This window comes from Bacteroides fragilis NCTC 9343 (assembly GCF_000025985.1).
Classification (GTDB): Bacteria; Bacteroidota; Bacteroidia; order Bacteroidales; family Bacteroidaceae; genus Bacteroides; species Bacteroides fragilis.
This window is the reverse complement of sequence record NC_003228.3, coordinates 2,554,534-2,573,415: the sequence shown is the minus strand read 5'-3', so window position 1 is coordinate 2,573,415 and position 18,882 is coordinate 2,554,534. Positions and strand designations below refer to the sequence as shown.

Annotated in this window: 11 protein-coding genes; 5 read left to right on the top strand and 6 right to left on the bottom strand. The window is 39.8% G+C overall.

Features of this window, described 5'->3' with window-relative positions:
* Positions 1 to 105 precede the first annotated feature (105 nt).
* Complete coding sequence (gene hcp, locus BF9343_RS10355; protein WP_024264291.1) at positions 106 to 1,737, top strand: hydroxylamine reductase; 1,632 nt, start codon at positions 106 to 108, stop codon at positions 1,735 to 1,737.
* A gap of 126 nt (positions 1,738 to 1,863) precedes the next feature.
* On the opposite strand, the gene BF9343_RS10350 is transcribed toward hcp, so the two are convergent.
* Entirely contained in the window at positions 1,864 to 3,051 is a 1,188-nt protein-coding gene (locus BF9343_RS10350) for a uracil-xanthine permease family protein (RefSeq protein ID WP_010992900.1), read from the bottom strand.
* A 171-nt stretch (positions 3,052 to 3,222) separates the two neighbouring features.
* Between BF9343_RS10350 and BF9343_RS10345 the strand changes: the two genes are divergently transcribed.
* Together BF9343_RS10345 and BF9343_RS10340 are read left to right on the top strand one after the other, a co-directional pair.
* Positions 3,223 to 4,689, top strand: a complete 1,467-nt coding sequence (locus tag BF9343_RS10345; protein ID WP_005787423.1) for a potassium/proton antiporter — start codon at positions 3,223 to 3,225, stop codon at positions 4,687 to 4,689.
* 213 nt (positions 4,690 to 4,902) lie between these two features.
* A complete protein-coding gene (locus BF9343_RS10340) occupies positions 4,903 to 6,567 on the top strand; it encodes a long-chain fatty acid--CoA ligase (protein ID WP_010992898.1) in 1,665 nt (554 codons plus the stop codon).
* 5 nt (positions 6,568 to 6,572) lie between these two features.
* On the opposite strand, the gene BF9343_RS10335 is transcribed toward BF9343_RS10340, so the two are convergent.
* Both BF9343_RS10335 and BF9343_RS10330 read right to left on the bottom strand, forming a co-directional pair.
* Positions 6,573 to 6,956 (bottom strand): DUF3037 domain-containing protein, encoded by a 384-nt coding sequence (locus BF9343_RS10335; RefSeq protein ID WP_005787420.1) that lies wholly within the window; start codon positions 6,954 to 6,956, stop codon positions 6,573 to 6,575.
* Positions 6,934 to 7,716: a HipA family kinase gene (locus BF9343_RS10330; RefSeq protein ID WP_005787419.1), complete on the bottom strand. Its 783-nt coding sequence runs from the start codon at positions 7,714 to 7,716 to the stop codon at positions 6,934 to 6,936. The genes BF9343_RS10335 and BF9343_RS10330 overlap by 23 nt, the downstream gene beginning before the upstream one ends.
* A 187-nt stretch (positions 7,717 to 7,903) precedes the next feature.
* Between BF9343_RS10330 and BF9343_RS10325 the strand changes: the two genes are divergently transcribed.
* The gene (locus tag BF9343_RS10325; RefSeq protein WP_005787418.1) at positions 7,904 to 9,478 is read left to right on the top strand and encodes an AAA family ATPase; all 1,575 of its coding nucleotides are present in this window, start codon (positions 7,904 to 7,906) and stop codon (positions 9,476 to 9,478) included.
* Positions 9,453 to 10,823: a VWA domain-containing protein gene (locus tag BF9343_RS10320; protein WP_041926220.1), complete on the top strand. Its 1,371-nt coding sequence runs from the start codon at positions 9,453 to 9,455 to the stop codon at positions 10,821 to 10,823. The genes BF9343_RS10325 and BF9343_RS10320 overlap by 26 nt, the downstream gene beginning before the upstream one ends.
* Positions 10,824 to 11,324: 501 nt before the next feature.
* Here BF9343_RS10320 and BF9343_RS10315 read toward each other — a convergent pair.
* From BF9343_RS10315 to BF9343_RS10305, 3 genes are all read right to left on the bottom strand, one after another.
* The gene (locus BF9343_RS10315; RefSeq protein WP_005787416.1) at positions 11,325 to 12,656 is read right to left on the bottom strand and encodes a RagB/SusD family nutrient uptake outer membrane protein; all 1,332 of its coding nucleotides are present in this window, start codon (positions 12,654 to 12,656) and stop codon (positions 11,325 to 11,327) included.
* 22 nt (positions 12,657 to 12,678) lie between these two features.
* Positions 12,679 to 15,984 (bottom strand): SusC/RagA family TonB-linked outer membrane protein, encoded by a 3,306-nt coding sequence (locus BF9343_RS10310; RefSeq protein ID WP_010992896.1) that lies wholly within the window; start codon positions 15,982 to 15,984, stop codon positions 12,679 to 12,681.
* Between the two features lie 128 nt (positions 15,985 to 16,112).
* Positions 16,113 to 18,752: a zinc-dependent metalloprotease gene (locus BF9343_RS10305; RefSeq protein WP_032576344.1), complete on the bottom strand. Its 2,640-nt coding sequence runs from the start codon at positions 18,750 to 18,752 to the stop codon at positions 16,113 to 16,115.
* Between the last annotated feature and the right edge of the window lie 130 nt (positions 18,753 to 18,882).

Genomic DNA, 18,882 nt, shown 5'->3' with positions numbered 1-18,882 from the left:
ATTTCCAATCTTTTTTCTCTTGTTTGTAACATTGGTTACAGAATTACCCCAAATCCTCCTCCTATCTTTGCATCCAGAAAAGAAACCTATTAATACGTAAAAATTATGAGTATGTTCTGTTTTCAGTGTCAGGAAACCGCAAAAGGTACAGGTTGTATCTTAAGCGGAGTATGCGGGAAAACTCCCGAAGTAGCCAATATGCAAGACTTGCTGCTTTTTGTAGTACGCGGAATCGCAGTCTACAATCAGGCGTTACGCAAAGATGGACGTTCTTCTGCCCGGGCAGATAAGTTTATCTTTGACGCATTGTTCACTACCATTACAAATGCCAACTTTGATAAACACGCCATTATCAAGAAAATAAAGAAAGGACTGGAGCTAAAGAAAGATCTAAGTAACCAAGTCACAATAGAACATGCGCCCGACGAATGTACTTGGTATGGTGACGAAACAGAGTTTGAAGAGAAAGCCCAAACGGTGGGGGTGCTGCGAACTTCTGACGAAGACATTCGATCATTGAAGGAGTTGGTTCACTATGGTATCAAAGGAATGGCTGCTTATGTGGAGCATGCCTATAATTTAGGATATGAGAATCCGGAGATATTTGCATTCATGCAATATGCTTTGGCTGAATTGACCCGCGAAGATATTACTGTGGACGAACTGATAACCCTCACACTCGCTACGGGTAACCATGGTGTGCAGGCTATGGCCCAACTCGATACTGCCAATACCAGCCATTACGGAAATCCGGAAATCTCCGAAGTAAACATTGGTGTTCGAAACAATCCGGGTATCCTTGTCAGTGGACATGACTTGAAAGATATTGAAGAACTTTTGCAACAGACTGAAGGTACCGGTATCGACATATACACACACAGTGAAATGCTACCGGCTCATTATTATCCTCAGTTGAAGAAATATAAACACCTGGTAGGAAACTACGGTAATGCCTGGTGGAAACAGAAAGAGGAATTTGAAAGTTTCAACGGTCCTATTCTCTTCACTACTAATTGCATTGTTCCACCACGCCCGAATGCGACTTATAAAGATCGCATCTATACGACAGGCGCAACCGGCTTGGAAGGTGCTACCTACATACCCGAACGAAAAGACGGAAAGCAGAAAGATTTCTCCGTTATTATTGAGCATGCACGGCGTTGCCAACCACCAGTGGCAATAGAAAGTGGTAAGATTGTAGGTGGATTTGCTCATGCGCAAGTAATCGCACTGGCCGATAAGGTGGTTGAAGCAGTAAAAAGCGGTGCTATCCGTAAATTTTTTGTTATGGCCGGATGTGACGGGCGAATGAAAAGTCGCAGTTACTACACAGAGTTTGCAGAAAAGCTACCGGCAGATACGGTAATCCTGACAGCAGGGTGCGCCAAATACCGATATAATAAATTACCTCTGGGGGATATTAATGGCATTCCTCGTGTACTGGATGCAGGACAGTGTAATGACAGTTACTCATTGGCTATAATTGCTATGAAGTTGCAGGAAGTCTTCGGACTAAAAGACATCAATGATCTTCCGATTGTATATAACATTGCGTGGTACGAACAAAAAGCCGTTATTGTTCTGCTGGCTCTGTTGGCACTTGGAGTGAAAAAGATTCATTTAGGGCCGACGCTTCCTGCATTCTTATCTCCTAACGTGAAGCAGGTACTGATCGATAATTTTGGAATTGGCGGTATCAGTACAGCAGACGAAGATATTGCAAAATTTTTAGCATGATAATGTACAAGTAAGTAAGAGGAGCGTTATAATTCACCACAGAGTAACACAGAGTGAACTTAATCTATTTATTTGTGTAATCCTGTGGTGAATATGAATACTGACACCTCTTCTTACTTTTTTCATTCATCTCTCTTCTCTTGGCAGTACCAGATTCAAGCCTACTCCTACCAATGCGGCAAGACCGATTCCCGACAGTGAGAATTCGCCCCATGCCAATACGGCACCACCGATGCCAATAGTCAGAGTCAGTGAGACAATAATGATATTACGTGTCCGGCTCAAGTCAATACAATTATTGACAAGGTTAGCAATTCCCGCGCAAGCGATCGTACCGAATAAGAGTAACATGATTCCTCCTAATACAGCCGAAGGAATAGACTTCAATAAAGCGCTGACTTTACCGATTACGGAAAACAGAATGGCCGTAATCGCCGCTATTCTTATTACTTGAGGATTCGTCACTTTAGTAAGCGACATGGCTCCTGTAACTTCCGAATAGGTAGTTACAGGAGGTCCTCCCAATAAACCGGCACAAAGACATGCCAAGCCATCACCTAATAGTGTGCGATGCAACCCGGGATCTTTTACATAGTCTTTTCCCGTCACAGTGTTTACCACATACACATCCCCAATGTGTTCTATCACCGGAGCAATAGCCACCGGCATCATAAACAAAATAGGTTCCCACGAAAACTGTGGAAACACAAACTGTGGAAAACCCAACCACGCAGCGTTTCTGACTCCCGACATATCAACATCATAAAAGATCAGCGCAGCAATATATCCCATAATAATTCCACAAAAAATAGGTATTAACTTCAATAGTCCCTTCGCCCGAATAGATACAATCACGGCAGTAAACAACGAAAGCAACGCCAATGTCCAGTTTTCCTTTGCCATATTCACTCCAGTCCCGGCAAGTGAAAGCCCTATCAATATAATTACCGGACCAATAACTACCGGTGGAAACAGGCGCTCGATCAACCTGATACCCTGCCATTTAACTAAAGCACTCATAACAAAGTAGACCATTGCAACGCCTACCATTCCCGAAAGTGTGCCGGCAAGTCCATACAGTTCGGTTGCTTTAATAATAGGAGCAATAAATGCAAAACTACTACCTAAAAAAATAGGGACCTTCCCTTTTGTTACCAGATGAAAAAGAAGTGTGCTGATACCGGCAGTAAACAAAGCTGTAGAAGGATCGAGCCCGACCAATAAGGGGACAAGTACAGTAGCTCCAAAAGCCACAAAAAGGAACTGTACTCCTACTACTCCTTTGCGTAAAGGAGAAAGATGATTTGAATCCATATAGAATAGAATAATATTATTTAAACTGCAAAAATAACATTTTTAAACTATTTTACAGCTATTTGGAACATAAATACATCCAAAGAGCGTTTCTATTTGTTACATAATTTAAGTAACTTCGCACAGTGAAATGTAAAATAACAAATTAACAACCCTTAGTACTCATTGCTTATGATTTTTACCGCTGAAAACATTCTACTCATTGGTTCTATTTTACTATTTGTCAGCATTGTTGTCGGAAAAACCGGATATCGCTTCGGAGTGCCGGCCTTATTATTATTCCTTCTTGTAGGTATGCTTTTCGGAAGCGACGGATTGGGATTACAATTTCATAATGCCAAGATAGCCCAATTTATAGGTATGGTTGCCCTTAGCGTCATTCTGTTCTCCGGAGGTATGGATACTAAATTCAAAGAAATTCGTCCTATTCTTTCTCCGGGAATCGTACTTTCAACAGTGGGAGTATTTCTCACGGCACTTTTTACCGGATTATTCATTTGGTATCTTTCGGGAATGAGTTGGACCAATATCCACTTTCCATTGATCACTTCCCTATTACTTGCATCTACCATGTCGTCAACGGATTCTGCTTCAGTATTCGCCATCCTCCGTTCGCAAAAGATGAATCTGAAACATAACCTACGTCCTATGCTTGAACTGGAGAGCGGAAGCAACGACCCAATGGCCTATATGCTTACCATAGTCCTGATACAATTCATTCAATCAGATGGCATGGGTACAGGCAACATAATCGGTTCATTCATCATCCAATTCTTGGTAGGTGCTGCTGCCGGATATATCTTGGGAAAACTGGCGATATTGATACTCAACAAAATAAATATCGATAACCAATCACTTTATCCCATTCTGTTATTGTCTTTTGTATTCTTCACTTTTGCCATCACCGATCTGCTTCGCGGTAATGGGTATTTGGCTGTATACATTGCCGGCATGATGGTAGGTAACCATAAAATAACTTTCCGAAAGGAAATTGCAACATTCATGGATGGTCTGACCTGGCTGTTCCAAATCATTATGTTCCTTATGTTAGGACTGCTTGTCAATCCTCACGAAATGATTGAAGTTGCCGTTGTAGCATTGCTTATCGGAGTATTCATGATCGTTATCGGACGACCATTAAGCGTATTCCTTTGTCTTTTACCATTTAGGAAGATTACTTTAAAATCCCGTCTGTTTGTCTCGTGGGTAGGGCTACGAGGAGCTGTACCCATCATTTTCGCAACTTATCCGGTAGTGGCAAACGTGGAAGGATCGAATATGATTTTCAATATCGTGTTTTTTATTACGATTGTTTCATTGATTGTACAAGGAACAAGTGTTTCGTTTGTGGCACGCTTGTTACACTTGTCCACTCCACTCGAAAAGACCGGAAATGACTTCGGTGTAGAACTTCCGGAAGAGATAGATACTGATCTTTCGGATATGACCATTACTATGGAAATGCTGAATGAGGCAGACACCCTGAAAGATATGAATTTGCCAAAAGGTACTTTAGTAATGATCGTCAAACGTGGTGATGAATTTCTTATCCCCAACGGCACACTAAAATTACATGTAGGAGACAAACTACTGCTGATCTCAGAGAAAAATAAGCAGGAAACGGTTAAGAATGAATAGAAAATCATGATAAAAACACAGAGAACGTGAAATCCACATATCATTTTCGATATTGGCAGAACGTGTCTCTGTGTTCATTCTATCTTAGATAATCGATAAATAGAATAATCTACCCTCCGTTAATTTAACGTAAAACTTTACGAGAGAATTCGGTTTCCGTTAATAGAATATTAATTTTGCGCAGTTTTTAACTGAATGTGCAGAAATTACAAAATGGAACAAGAACAACGGTTCATTGGTTATATTGAACAAAGCATCATAAACAACTGGGATGCAAACGCCCTGACAGACTACAAAGGAATCACCCTTCAATATAAGGATGTAGCCCGCAAAATAGCCAAATTTCACATTATATTAGAAATGGCCGGTATTCAACCGGGTGATAAGATCGCTGTCTGTGGCCGCAATAGTGCCCATTGGGCTGTAACCTTTTTGGCCACCGTGACTTATGGTGCTGTAATTGTTCCCATTTTACATGAATTTAAGGCTGACAATATCCATAATATCGTCAATCACTCTGAGGCAAAACTCCTCTTTGTAGGTGATCAGGTATGGGAAAACCTTAATGAAGATCGGATGCCTTTACTTGAAGGTATATCTTCTTTGACAGACTTTACTCCACTTGTGTCGCGCAATGACAAACTGACATATGCACATGAACACCGTAATGAGATATATGGACAGCGATATCCTAAAAATTTTCGTCCGGAACATATCTCCTACCGTAAAGATATGCCGGAAGAGCTGGCTGTTATAAATTACACATCAGGAACAACAGGTTATTCCAAAGGAGTGATGTTACCCTATCGTAGTCTTTGGTCAAACATTGCTTATTGTCACGAAATGCTTCCGGTAAAACCTGGTGATCACATCGTTTCGATGCTTCCCATGGGACACGTATTCGGCATGGTCTACGATTTTCTTTACGGATTTTCTGCGGGTGCACACCTCTACTTCTTGACACGTATGCCGTCTCCCAAAATCATTGCACAATCATTTGCCGAAATCAAACCGAAAGTAATTGCTTGTGTACCGTTGATTGTAGAAAAGATTATTAAAAAAGATATTCTCCCCAAACTGGATAATAAAATAGGTAAGTTATTGCTGAGAGTACCCATTGTTAACGATAAAATTAAAGCAGCTGCCCGGCAGGCAGCAATGGAAATTTTTGGTGGAAATTTTGATGAAATTATTATCGGAGGAGCTCCGTTCAATGCAGAAGTGGAAGCTTTTCTTAAACAAATAGGATTTCCATACACCATTGCCTATGGTATGACAGAATGTGGTCCCATCATTTGTTCCAGCCGCTGGGAAACCCTCAAACAGGCTTCATGCGGTAAAGCTACCAGCCGAATGGAAGTGAAAATAGATTCTCCTGATCCGGAAAATATTGCAGGAGAAATTATTTGTAAAGGTACAAACTTAATGTTGGGATACTACAAAAATACGGGGGCCACTTCACAAATCATCGATGTAAACGGATGGCTCCACACCGGAGATTTAGCTACCATGGATTCGGAAGGATATGTAACAGTACGAGGTCGAAGCAAGAATATGTTACTTACTTCAAGCGGGCAGAATATTTATCCGGAAGAAATAGAAAGTAAGTTGAATAACATGCCTTATGTGTCCGAATCGTTGGTTCTACTCCAGAAAGATAAACTTGTAGCACTAATCTACCCGGATTTTGACGATGCTTTCGCACACGGACTGTTGCAAAGCGATATTGAGAAGATAATGGAAACCAACCGAATAGAACTCAATCAACAACTTCCGGCCTACTGTCAGATTACTAAAATCAAAATCCACTTCGAGGAGTTTGAGAAAACAGCGAAGAAGAGCATTAAACGATTCATGTATCAGGAAGCAAAAGGATAAAAGGATCAAAGAACCAATTCCTCGAACAACCGCTCCAATGTTTCCTCTAAATTGTCAGAATAGCCAACATGAGGTCTTGAGGTCTGAATGCAGGAACTACGATGGGCTGTCAACCAACGAAAACGTTCCGGAACTTCCAGTTTAGCAATGACTCCTCCCGTCGGACAGCCTGCACACACTTTACTGAAAGCCTCCAAATATTTCCGGAAAGAATCGATATCAGGTTCCGGTGATAAGGCCTCCAACCTCTTCTTATTAATTTCATAACGCATCCGGATAAAGGCAGCCTGTTTAGAAAACAAGATAACCCCAACGTTGATAAATTCCTCACGTTCCACTTTCGGAACTATCCGAACAACGGCGTATTCATAAATATGCTTTTCTGGCATGTTGTGCTTCTTTTACAAATATTTCAGAATGTTCAATCCTTTCTTTCAAAAATCGATAATAGATATCACGAATATCTTGAGGAGTTTCATCTTTATCACGCCACTCTATCCAGCTGTCAGGAATCAGATCCACTATTTCACGTATTTTTTCCGAAGTCAGTAATTTCCGAAATTCGGCATCCACTTCGTCTAACTTACCGGCAAGCGGCAATAAGGCATGGTCTTTAACTTGGGTAAAAGAACTAAGTGCATGTTTATGCCAATTGACCCATGAATGATGAAAAAATAGAGATGCACCATGATCTATCAACCACAACTCTTTATGCCACATAAGCATATTGGTATTCTTCACTGTACGATCTACATTAGTCAATAAAGCATCTAACCATACCACCTGTGATGCCAGTTTTTCATCAACCTCAGTGACAACCGGATCGAATGGTAGAGCCCCTGAGAGAAAATGTAATCCCATATTTAATCCGCGGCTTCCTTGCAATAAATCCTGTATCTCTTCGTCACCCTCCGAACGTCCGAAAGCTTCATCTAAATTCAAAAACACTAACTCCGGTACACGAAAGCCTAATACTCGTGCAACCTCACCGCCAATCAGTTCTGCAATTAATGCCTTGGTTCCATGTCCCGCTCCCCGAAACTTGACAACATACTTAAAACTGTCATCAGCTTCTGCCAATGCAGGCAGTGAACCACCTTCACGCAGAGGCATAATATAACGAGTGACATTGACAGTACGCAACTCCATAGATAAAGCTCCTTTCTATATGCTATTACAGGTGATAAAGATACGATATTGTTTCTATTTCACCAATTTCAATCGATAACACTTTCTTATGAATATATGTTTATAGAACCTATTGATAGACAAAAATACAACTATGCCTGATTTTGGCAGAAAAATCTCTTAAATTTGCACAAAATTCAGAGATTACATGAAAACTGTCAAAACACATATCACCCAATTATTGCATGCCATGAACAAGGGAATTTTCGAAAAAGAACATCCCATCGCATTATCACTACTCTCCGCAATTTCAGGAGAAAGTATTTTCTTCCTCGGGCCTCCGGGAGTTGCCAAGAGCCTTATTGCAAGGCGCTTGAAACTGGCTTTCGACCAAAGTACTGCTTTTGAATATCTGATGTCTCGTTTTAGCACCCCTGATGAAATATTCGGTCCGGTATCTATCTCAAAATTGAAAGATGAAGACAAATACGAACGCATTATTGAAGGTTATCTCCCCTCGGCAACAATCGTTTTTTTAGATGAAATATGGAAAGCAGGACCAAGCATACAAAACTCACTGCTAACAGTTATCAACGAAAAGGTATACCGCAATGGACAATATACCATACAGTTACCATTAAAAGGATTAATTGCAGCTTCCAATGAATTGCCGGCTCAGGGAGAAGGATTAGAAGCCCTGTGGGATCGTTTCTTAATACGCTATTTTATAGGGAATATCGAACAGGAATTCGCTTTCGATCAAATGATAGCCTCTGTCAATGACATGGAAGCAGAAATTCCCACCGGACTTTCTATTACAGAAGAACAATATACAGATTGGAGAACTCAAATCAGCCAAATCAAGATACATTATACTGTCTTTGAATTAATTCATTCCATCAAGCGGCAAATTGAAAAATATAACATACAGAAAGAAGAGGTTCCACACTCAACGCTCTATATTTCCGACCGTCGATGGAAGAAAATCATATCGCTGCTCAGAACTTCTGCTTTTCTGAATGAAACAGATACCATCCGCTTTTCAGATTGTACTTTATTACTTCATTGCTTATGGAATGAAATAGAACAAATACCAATTATCGAACAAATGGTGTCATCGGCACTTGACGAATGTATCAGCCATTATCTTTGTGGCGAACGGACTTTAGAACAAAAGCTGAGCAGTATTCGGGAAGACATGAAGTCAGAACACAGTTTGCGTGAAACAAAAGATCCGGCCTTGCAAATTGTAGACACCTTCTATCATCAAATTGAAAGATATCCTGTAGCAGGCAATCTGTTGATTTTTGCTTCCGACTACCAAAGTTTACAAAAAGATACTCAAAAATTATTTTACGTTCAAAGAGATAAATATCGTCCTGTTAACTGGATATTAAAAGTATATGACCATGTCCGCAACCGGAACATATCCCAATCAGCCATAGTTTCACTCAAGAAAGGCACACGTTCTGTATTCATCAACAATCAAGAGTATCCACTAGCTTGCAACGCAGGATACGACATAGCTTACCCTCAAGAAGCCTCTTTACCCTTTGAATTTCGTTTTCAGGAAGTGATCGATTTATATCACAACAGGGAGAACGAATTAAAGCGCATGACCGACATTGAACTGACCTATTGTAAAGAACATCTATTCATGGATGACAAACAACGTAATATGGTCAAACAAATATTAAACAGACAAAAAGAAATGTTGGAAATTTACCAAAATGAAATCAGAGAAATAGCTTATACGCATGGATTGGAAAATAAGGAATATTAGGCTACAAGAACTCAGGGAGATTTATCAAGAGAAGCTGAAAAACATTGCTTATAGAGTATACGAGTCACATTTTCAAAATGGTATCGTGAAACAAGAGGAACTTGAGGGAGAAATTATGTCTTATTATCAACATACACAACCTTCTCTACAAGAGTTTTATTCACACTACGCTACACAGTGGGAACATTTTTACGAGGGACATGAGCTTACAGACAGTGCATTTTTACGCTTTCTTGAAAATTCGGCTTACCCTCTACAAATGAAATATAACCGTGGTGATTTAAATCTTCAATATTATATTGACCGATTTCATACACTCAAAAAACGATCAAAAGAGTGGAAACACCTTCGTAATCTTTTTTTTGATAAATGGTATCACCTGTTGGCAAATAATGAATATAATTACCAAATAGAACGTATCAACAATCTTTGTGAGAGATTCTATCGCTTACAGAAAAATATTGCAGATCAACTTCCCCAACGAGGCAATGCCCGTTTAATGTGGCTGTTGAGAACACACCAAGAACTTGCCAAACAACTGTTTCATTATGATGAAATAGCCAAAAATCATCCGGCTATCAGAGAACTGACAAAGATACTGGGAAAGCAGCATTATGGTAAAGAAAAGAAATTCCGTATGGTTGCAGGTATCCACCGGGAACAAATCATCACTCATGCCACTAAAAGTGATATTACCGGAGTATGTGAAGGTAATGATTTAAACAGCCTCCTACCCATAGAGTATTGTTATCTGTCAGATCCTGCTTTGCAACCACTTTTCTTTGAGCGATTCAACAAGAAGAAGCTGCAAATGATGGATTATGAATCAAAAGATCAACATCGCATTAAAGATATAAAAATACAAGGGAATGAAATTGTAGAAGAACAATCAGGCCCATTTATCATTTGCGTGGATACTTCAGGATCCATGAGTGGAGAAAGAGAAGAGTTCGTGAAATCGGCCATTCTTGCCATTGCAGAACTTACAGAACAACAAGATCGAAAATGTTATCTTATAAATTTCTCCAACGACATAGCTTGTATCGAAATCGAACGTCTGGGACAAAATATACAGGAACTGGCAAACTTTCTTTGTCAAAGTTTTCATGGGGGTACAGATTTAACTCCCGCACTTCTACACGCAATATACATTCTAAAAACAAAGTCCTATCGAAATGCCGATTTAGTAATGATGTCAGATTTTGAAATGCCTCCTTTAAACGAAGAACTTTCAGAGGAAATAAAAAAAATAAAGCAAAATAAGACTCATTTATACGCCCTCTCTGTACATAAACAAAGTGAAAATACCTATTTAAACGTCTGCAATAAGTTCTGGTTTGTTTAAAGTATGTTATAAAACACATTTTCCATTCTGAATAATTTGCTATTTAAACCAAAGTACGTACATTTGCAATGTGTTTTTCATAGTATTAGATTTTAAGGTTAACAAAGGTTGGAGTACGGCGGTACTCCTTTTTTATTTCTATCCTTAACAGGATTATATTTCCACCATAAATTTCATTTGTCCTCTTGCTTCTTTATTACCCATTGATAAATGCAATAAAGGTTATTTGCCAGATCCTTTTCTTCGTCTGTCTGTCGATAATACCATATATACCATCTACAAAAAGTCCGATTGATTTTTCTAAAGTTTTGATTTTATACTTTTAGACCGTTAAGAGTTTCCTTACATAATTTTATAGAGTCCATCTCCACATCCTCTATAAAATAGCTAAAGACTATATCCCAGCTTGGTAATACAGAATAATATATTAATTAAAAAGCCGTAGGGTCCTTTTATAAACTCTACGGCTTGGGGTTGTGTGTGTTCAGATTTTCATGTGTATTAGTTAGCTAATCCCGGATTGGCAGCAATAGCATCTCTCGGAATAGGAATTGTATAACGAGGATCGTCCTGTTCCAATATATAAGTTTTACCTTGAAGTACTTTCACCATCCGAGGACGTGTAGTACGACGAAGATCAAACCAACGATGTCCCTCAAAAGCTAATTCACGAGCACGCTCGTTCAGTATTTCACTAATCAAGGCATTTTTATCCATCACATTCACTGCATTCTCTTTCTTGTCATATGCTTCGGGAGTATAACGCTTCCGCATTAATTCTAAAAGACGCATACGTGCATGTGGCAGTTTATCCATGTTTGCTGCAGCTTCGGCTGCGTTAAGATAAAGTTCACCTACACGAAAAGTACAAGAAAATTCTCTTTTTCCTCCTTTAGAACTTTTTCGGTTCCCATTTTCATCCGGAGCAGCAAAATAAGCGGCCAATCTCTTATCTCCTTCCTGATAAAGAGCCAGAAAAGTAGCAGGTACCCACACAGCATTGTTGACAGAAGAACCCATAACCTGTTCCAAAGCAGTTATCGATTCAACCGACTCAAAATGATTGGGAAGAGCCAAAGGAGTTTCATTCATATCGACAAGAACAGATTTCTTTGCCAATACTGCTTCAGCCGATTCCAAACACTTCGGCCATGCTCCCATATATAAGCTGACACGAGACTGTAACGCATCTACAGACAAAACATTGAACCGATATGAAAAGACAGTTTCCCACTTTTCCTTATTTATTAATTCACGGGCATGCTCTATATCCGATAAAATAGAAGTATAAACTTCTTCTACCGTATTACGTCCCAACGTTTTTTCAAGATCCGTGTCCAATTTTAAAGGTATTGATTTTGAATTTAAAGCACCGGACTTCGTATATGGCTGTCCATGCAGGTTCACTAATACAAAATGCAAATAAGCCCGAAGCAAATGAGCTTCACCCACCAACTGATTCACGACCTCCGGAGTTCCTTCTGTAATCTCCTTTTGACTCTCAATTACTTGATTAGCAATAAAAAGTACATTATAGAAATTAGACCAGGTAAACTGGCTGGTTCCCGGAAATGGTGACACATCGTTCCAACGTTCAATGTCTCCATACGAATTTCGGTCATATTCATTATCATTAACCAACATTTCATCAGAACGAAGACAAGCCAGCCCTCTGTCATTGGGCACATTCAGATAAGCACGTGCCAGCAAAGCACGATACTCCTCAGCGGTTTGAGGAATCACGCTCCCCACGGGTCTGATATCAAGATAACTGTCACAAGCTGATAACATCAACAGACAGCTCAACAAAGCCAAAACATATATTTTCTTCATCTTCTTTTTTTCGACTTAATGATTAAAAATTTAAATTCAAGCTAAACGTAATTGATTTAGGGATAGGCGGTGCATACGGATTATACATCGACTCCGGATCAAGAAAATTCTTATAACTTGAACCAAAAACAAGTAAATTGCGTCCTTCAATAGCCACAGAAGCCGATCCCATTCCTAAAGATTTAGTCATTTTCTCAGGTAGACGGTAACCTAAACGCAAATTTTGCAACCGGAAATAATTTAATTTCTTTACCCAAATATCTAAATTCTTGTAAATTTCGCTCTTCTGATCATACCAATAATACTCGTCAGCCCGTTTCTCGCTGGTGATTAATGCCGGCAGACGCCCATCGGTATTCTCCGGAGTCCAACGATCTAAAATATCACTATTTACGTTCTGCCCTCTATCAAAATTAATGAAATTATAGGAAGGCGTTGTACGCACATATCCTCCCAGATTAAATGATAAATTGGCTGTTAATTCCCAATTTTTATAACTGAATGTATTGATCAGGCCACCCGTATAAGGAGTATCTTGTGAACCAATATACGAATAAAAGCTACGCTCTTCTGCCGGAGTTACATCCGAATTAACCGTAAAACCTAATCCAAAAGGATCCTGCAAGCGATACAGTTCTTTCAAAGTTACTTTTTTCCCTTCTTTATCATAAAACAAAGGATAACCTTCTTCATCCAGACCGGCAGTTTTTATCGCGAAGATAGCATCTACCGGATACCCCTCACGTCCCGGAATAGTTTGCGCTTCAGGAATAGCTTCTCTCAATACCTTGTTATTGTTATAAGCAAAATTTAAATTAGTATACCACGAGAAATTTTTTGTTGCAACGTTTCGCGTAGAAAGAGATACCTCAACACCTTTATTGACCATACTTGCCCAGTTTATATTGGTCGAAACAAAGCCGGTTTCAAGTGGAAGCATTTGTTTTCCGATTAGGTCTGTACCTTTACGATAATAGTAATCTACACTCAGATTAATCGCCTGATTGAGTACCGAAAAATCAAGTCCAACATTTACTGATTGAGTTTTCTCCCAACGAAGTTTCTTGTTTGGAGCAGAATTTATATCAATCATATGTTCCGAACCACCCGGCAAAATATTATCTACAATATATTTACCCAACAGAAAGGGAGATGTATTTTTATCAATATTTCCCTGAATACCATACGAAACACGGAATGCAAGGTTATCCATCCATTTTCTAGTTCCCTGCATAAAAGGTTCATTTGACAATCTCCATAATCCACTTACAGAGTACAGAGGCAAATAACGGTATTTCTTGTCTACGCCAAATAAGTCAGAACCATCAAAACGGATACTTCCTCCGAATGTATAACGGTTCATCAACGAATAGGAAGCTGTAGAGAAGAAAGAGACATAGGCATTTTCTTTATACGTTTTCTGATGAAGAGGAAACTGTCTGGCACGGTCTTCATCCGGAAAGACAACCGGTTTTGTAGTCAACGTCTGGCGATCAAAACCATATCCTGCAGAGAAAAGTGTTTCATACCAAGTTTTACGCAACTCGGTACCTACCATTACTTCCAGTTCGTGGATATCATTGAAACTGTCCCGGTACTCTCCCATTGCTTTCCAGGTAATCTGGGAGTTCGTATTCTCATACGCTTTATGCACTCCTCCGTCCGGAATAAAGTATTTATTGCTTTGAGAGGCAGAATCCCAATATTTACTGTTTTTGCGAATTATACGCATTGAAAAACTCTCCTTATCGGCAATCTGTTCTTTCGATGCTTTATCCAATTGCAAACCAAGTTGAGTTGTAAACTTCAGTTTATCATTAAAACGTAACTCTGCATCAAAAATAGACGAAAGCGCATTAATCGTTTCCTCATTCGAAGTATTTTTACGCTCTTCAAAAATATTAAACCCTAAATCCGTATCAGAATTGTTCTGAACATCGAAATCATATACATAATTTCCGTTTGCATCGAAAGGTTGATAGTATGGATTAGCCTTACGCGAATAGTATACCGGATTCACCAATCCATAAGTATCGGTCAGGTAGGTTTTATTGTTGCGGCGATTAACAAATAAAGAAACTCCGAATTTCAACATCCGGTTGACTTTATATGAAGTCTTCGCTACAATATTCAGACGATCCAGCCCGACGCCTTTAACATTACCATTTTCTTGATAATATCCGATAGAAGTATAATAAGTCACCCGTTCGTTACCTCCCGAAAGACTTAAACTATACTCCTGATTGAATGCATCGCGGAAAAGAATATCGCCCCAATCAGTTTCTGTATTCCGCAACCGACTTATATCCGTTTGGGCTTCGGGAGTCAGCGCACTCCACCCCCCCTTTTTATAGGCATCAGTCAATCCGTAACCGGAAATTATTTTAGAAACTCCCCCCTTATTGTCACCGTACGCAAAATTAGAACGAAGCAATTCAAGTTCCAAATCTACTTTCTCTTGTGAATTCAACATATTGAGTCGGTTTGTACTCAATGTAGGCATATAAGTAAACTTCGAGGAGAAATTAATCACCGGTTTCCCTACTTTTCCTTTTTTAGTCGTTATCACAATTACACCATTTGCAGCACGTGCTCCATAAATGGCTGTAGCTGCCGCATCCTTTAGCACGGTAATATTTTCAATATCTGCAGGATTCAGTCCGGCAATAGACGATTGCTGTATATTAGAAACATCATTCAATACATTCGACTGAGGTACATCCGTACCTTCCAACGGAATACCATCCAATACCCACAATGGATCCTGAGTTCCGTTCAATGACGAAGTTCCACGAATACGTATTTTTGCAGGTGCACCCGGCGCTCCGGAAGTAGAGGTTACGGAAAGACCGGCAATTTGCCCGGCCAGTGCCTGGTCAATACTTTTCACAGCACCGATGGTTTCATCCGAAATGTTCAGTTTCCCGACAGCTGCTGTCAACTTACGGCGTTCCACTGTCTGATAACCAGTCACTACCACAGCATCAAGCATCTGAGCTGATGGAAAAAGCGTGATTTCATATTGATCTTTTCCGGGAACGAGCTTGAGTTCCTGTACTTCATGTCCTACATAACTGCAGAATAAACGTGTCACCCCCTCCGGTACTGAAATATTGAATTTTCCATCTATATCGGTAATTACTCCTGTTATTGTCGGAGAATTACCATCTTTCGACAGGTCTTCTGCTTTTATATAGACAGAAGCACCGATCAACGGCATATTATCTTCTGAAGAGATCACCACTCCTTGTACTTGCCTACTGGCAGCAAAAGCAGAAGTCAAAACTCCGGCAAAAGACAATAAAAGAATAAAAACGTGTCTTTTCATTTGTTACATCCTATAAAATTAATACTCATTTTGAAAACTGTCTGTTTTGGTATAAATACACAAAGTCCCTCGCTCAGCAAATAAATTCGTTGAGTGTTTGTCAGAGAGAACTTTGTGTTTTGGTGTTTTTATTTCGAAATGCCCAACGCAGTATTTATGCGTAAAATCAAATCTTTATAGTGATATTTGGTAGCTACATCCGATGTGCCCAAACGGCTTTGAAGCAAATCTTTAATGCGAAGCAATTCACCACGTTTTACTGAAATGGCATCGGAAATACGGTTTATCTGAGACCCATAAAAATTCAGTTCACGGCGAGCCCCCATGCGATCAGTATGTGCCGAACGATGTGCATGGTCATCACAACTACAAATCGGTGTCTGAAGGTCGAACAAGAAGTGATTATCAATCAATTTCTTGTTAACTTTCACTCCCTCGCTTTCGGCAGCAGCAGTAATCAATGCATCTACAAAACCTTTCTGTAAGTTACGTGTCATAACATCGGGCAGTCCACCACGCTCTGTTACAGCAAAAATACTTTTATGCAAACCATCCATCAATTCAACAGCTGTGAAGGCTTTTTTCCCGTTTACCGATTCATTCTCAAGCATACGCATCAGGCGATTATTCGACAGTAAATCCCAGAAAACATAAGCCTGTGCATTTTTCAGCACTTGTGTTGGGGCATTCTCTACTACTCCCAAAGGAGTATTTTTAAGCAGATAAGTATATTGAGCTATTTCAGGGTCGAACAACCATTTCGGATAGCATAGCACCTCATCAAGCAAAAACCTCAAAGCAGCCTGCTGCTTCTCCTTTTCCACAAACGTATAAGTTTTCTCACCATCACCTACCGTTGTATTTTCAATATAAATACCTCCAATGTTCGCCATTACATGATAAAGATAATTATTCCATTGATTAATAACGGCATAATACAAACGAGAAGCCTCTTCGTACGTCTGTCCTTTCTCTCCGGTAGTTGTCCATTGAATGATTTGGGGAACAATACATTTCAAATTGGCAATGCCATACTGTGAAGAACGGATCGGATCATCGCCAAGATCTTCGTTCTGTGCACGAGGGTCAACGGCATCCCGCGGATCCTGTGCCTCACTATATTTATAAAGCCGATCAGTGTGTTTCGCTAAAAAATCCTGCAACAATTCTTTTTCTTCTTCCGGTGTTTGCTTGCCATACCAACGATAACCATATTCTATAGCAAACATATCATACGGCCCGATGTGAGGAGAAAGTGCCTTTATACCATCACCCGGCTGTGCCACATAGTTAAAGCGGGCATAATCCATGATAGACGATGAAGTCGAATTCATTCGGTCGGTAAATGTTTTCGAACGGAGAGAATCTGTAGGAAAAGCCCATGACCCCATCATGTTATGGCGCAGTCCGAGTGAATGTCCCACTTCATGACAGGCAACAAAGCGCATGGCATCTCCCATCAGACTATCCGGTAAAGCAACACCACGAGCCTCAGGACGCACTACACCTGTTTGTACCGTAATCCACTCCTGAAGCATTGAAAGTACATTATGCCACCACATGATATCAGCCTCAAGGATTTCTCCCGAACGCGGATCAAGAATAGAAGGTCCCATTGCATTTGCTTTGGTAGATGCGGCATAAGTCAGCACAGAATAATTCACATCATCCATATCTACCTCCATGTCCTCGGTAATATCTTTAGCGATAATGGCATTTTTAAATCCGGCACGTTCAAAGGCTACTTGCCAGTCTTCAATTCCTTGTTTAATATACTTCCTCCAACGATAAGGTGTCGAATTTTCTATATAAAAGACAATAGGTTTTCGGGGTTCTACCAATTCTCCACGTAAATACGCTGCCCGATCTTCAGGCCTGGGCTCCAGACGCCATCGAGTTATAAATTGTTTTTTATTTACCCGTTGTTGTCCATCACTGAAATTAGTCAGAGGATTAGTGAAATATCCCACACGCGGATTATCCAAACGTCCGGTCATCGGCACTTCAGGAAGCAACAAAATAGAGGAACTAACCTCTACCGTCACATAGATAGTAGTAGTACCTTCGGTCACACGAGTAGTCAGTTCGGAGGTTGCTACCACATTATTATCAAAGGACTTGATGGATAGAATTCTTGATAAATTCTTGATGGCCGATGTGCCAAGATTAATATTGGTAAATACGTTATTTATGCTTGTCTCTGTACCATCATATATATCGTTCACTTTAATCAGTATGCTGGTAGAATCATTATTATATGCTTCTACCTTAAACCCGGCTATCAGCGGAGAAATATAATTATCCTTCACCGATTGGCTAATGGCATCTTCAGATGGTGAAATAGGTAACGGACGACTTTGACGGATTAATAATTTATTAGCCGATTTATCCAACTCAAAGCGGATCATCTGATTCTCATAATTAGTTCCACGATTCACTCCGGCTTCATTCAGTTCTGCAGGTACCCGTTGCAGTTTATTCACCACCAGCATATCACGCCCCAACAGGGTGGAAGGAATCTCAAAGTAATAATCGTTCTTCTTTTGGTATACATTGAACATACCACGACGAACGACACTATCGCTTCCTGTTAATTTCTCATACTCATTCTTAACCTTAATACTGTCTTGGGGATTACTCTTTTTTTTCTTTTTCAAAAACCATCCCATATCAGGAGTTGCGGGAGGTTCAATACACATAGCAGCAACAGGCTCGCACAAAAATGAACCGGTGGCCATAGTGGTCAGTAGGATTGTTTTTAGTCTCATGTTAAATCTAATTAGCACTTAACCTTATTCTACGCTATGGAATAAGGGGGCGCAAAGGTAACAAAATAGCTCATATTACCTAATAAGAATGATCTATTTTTATCTTTTTTCTCTATTTCGCGAATGAATC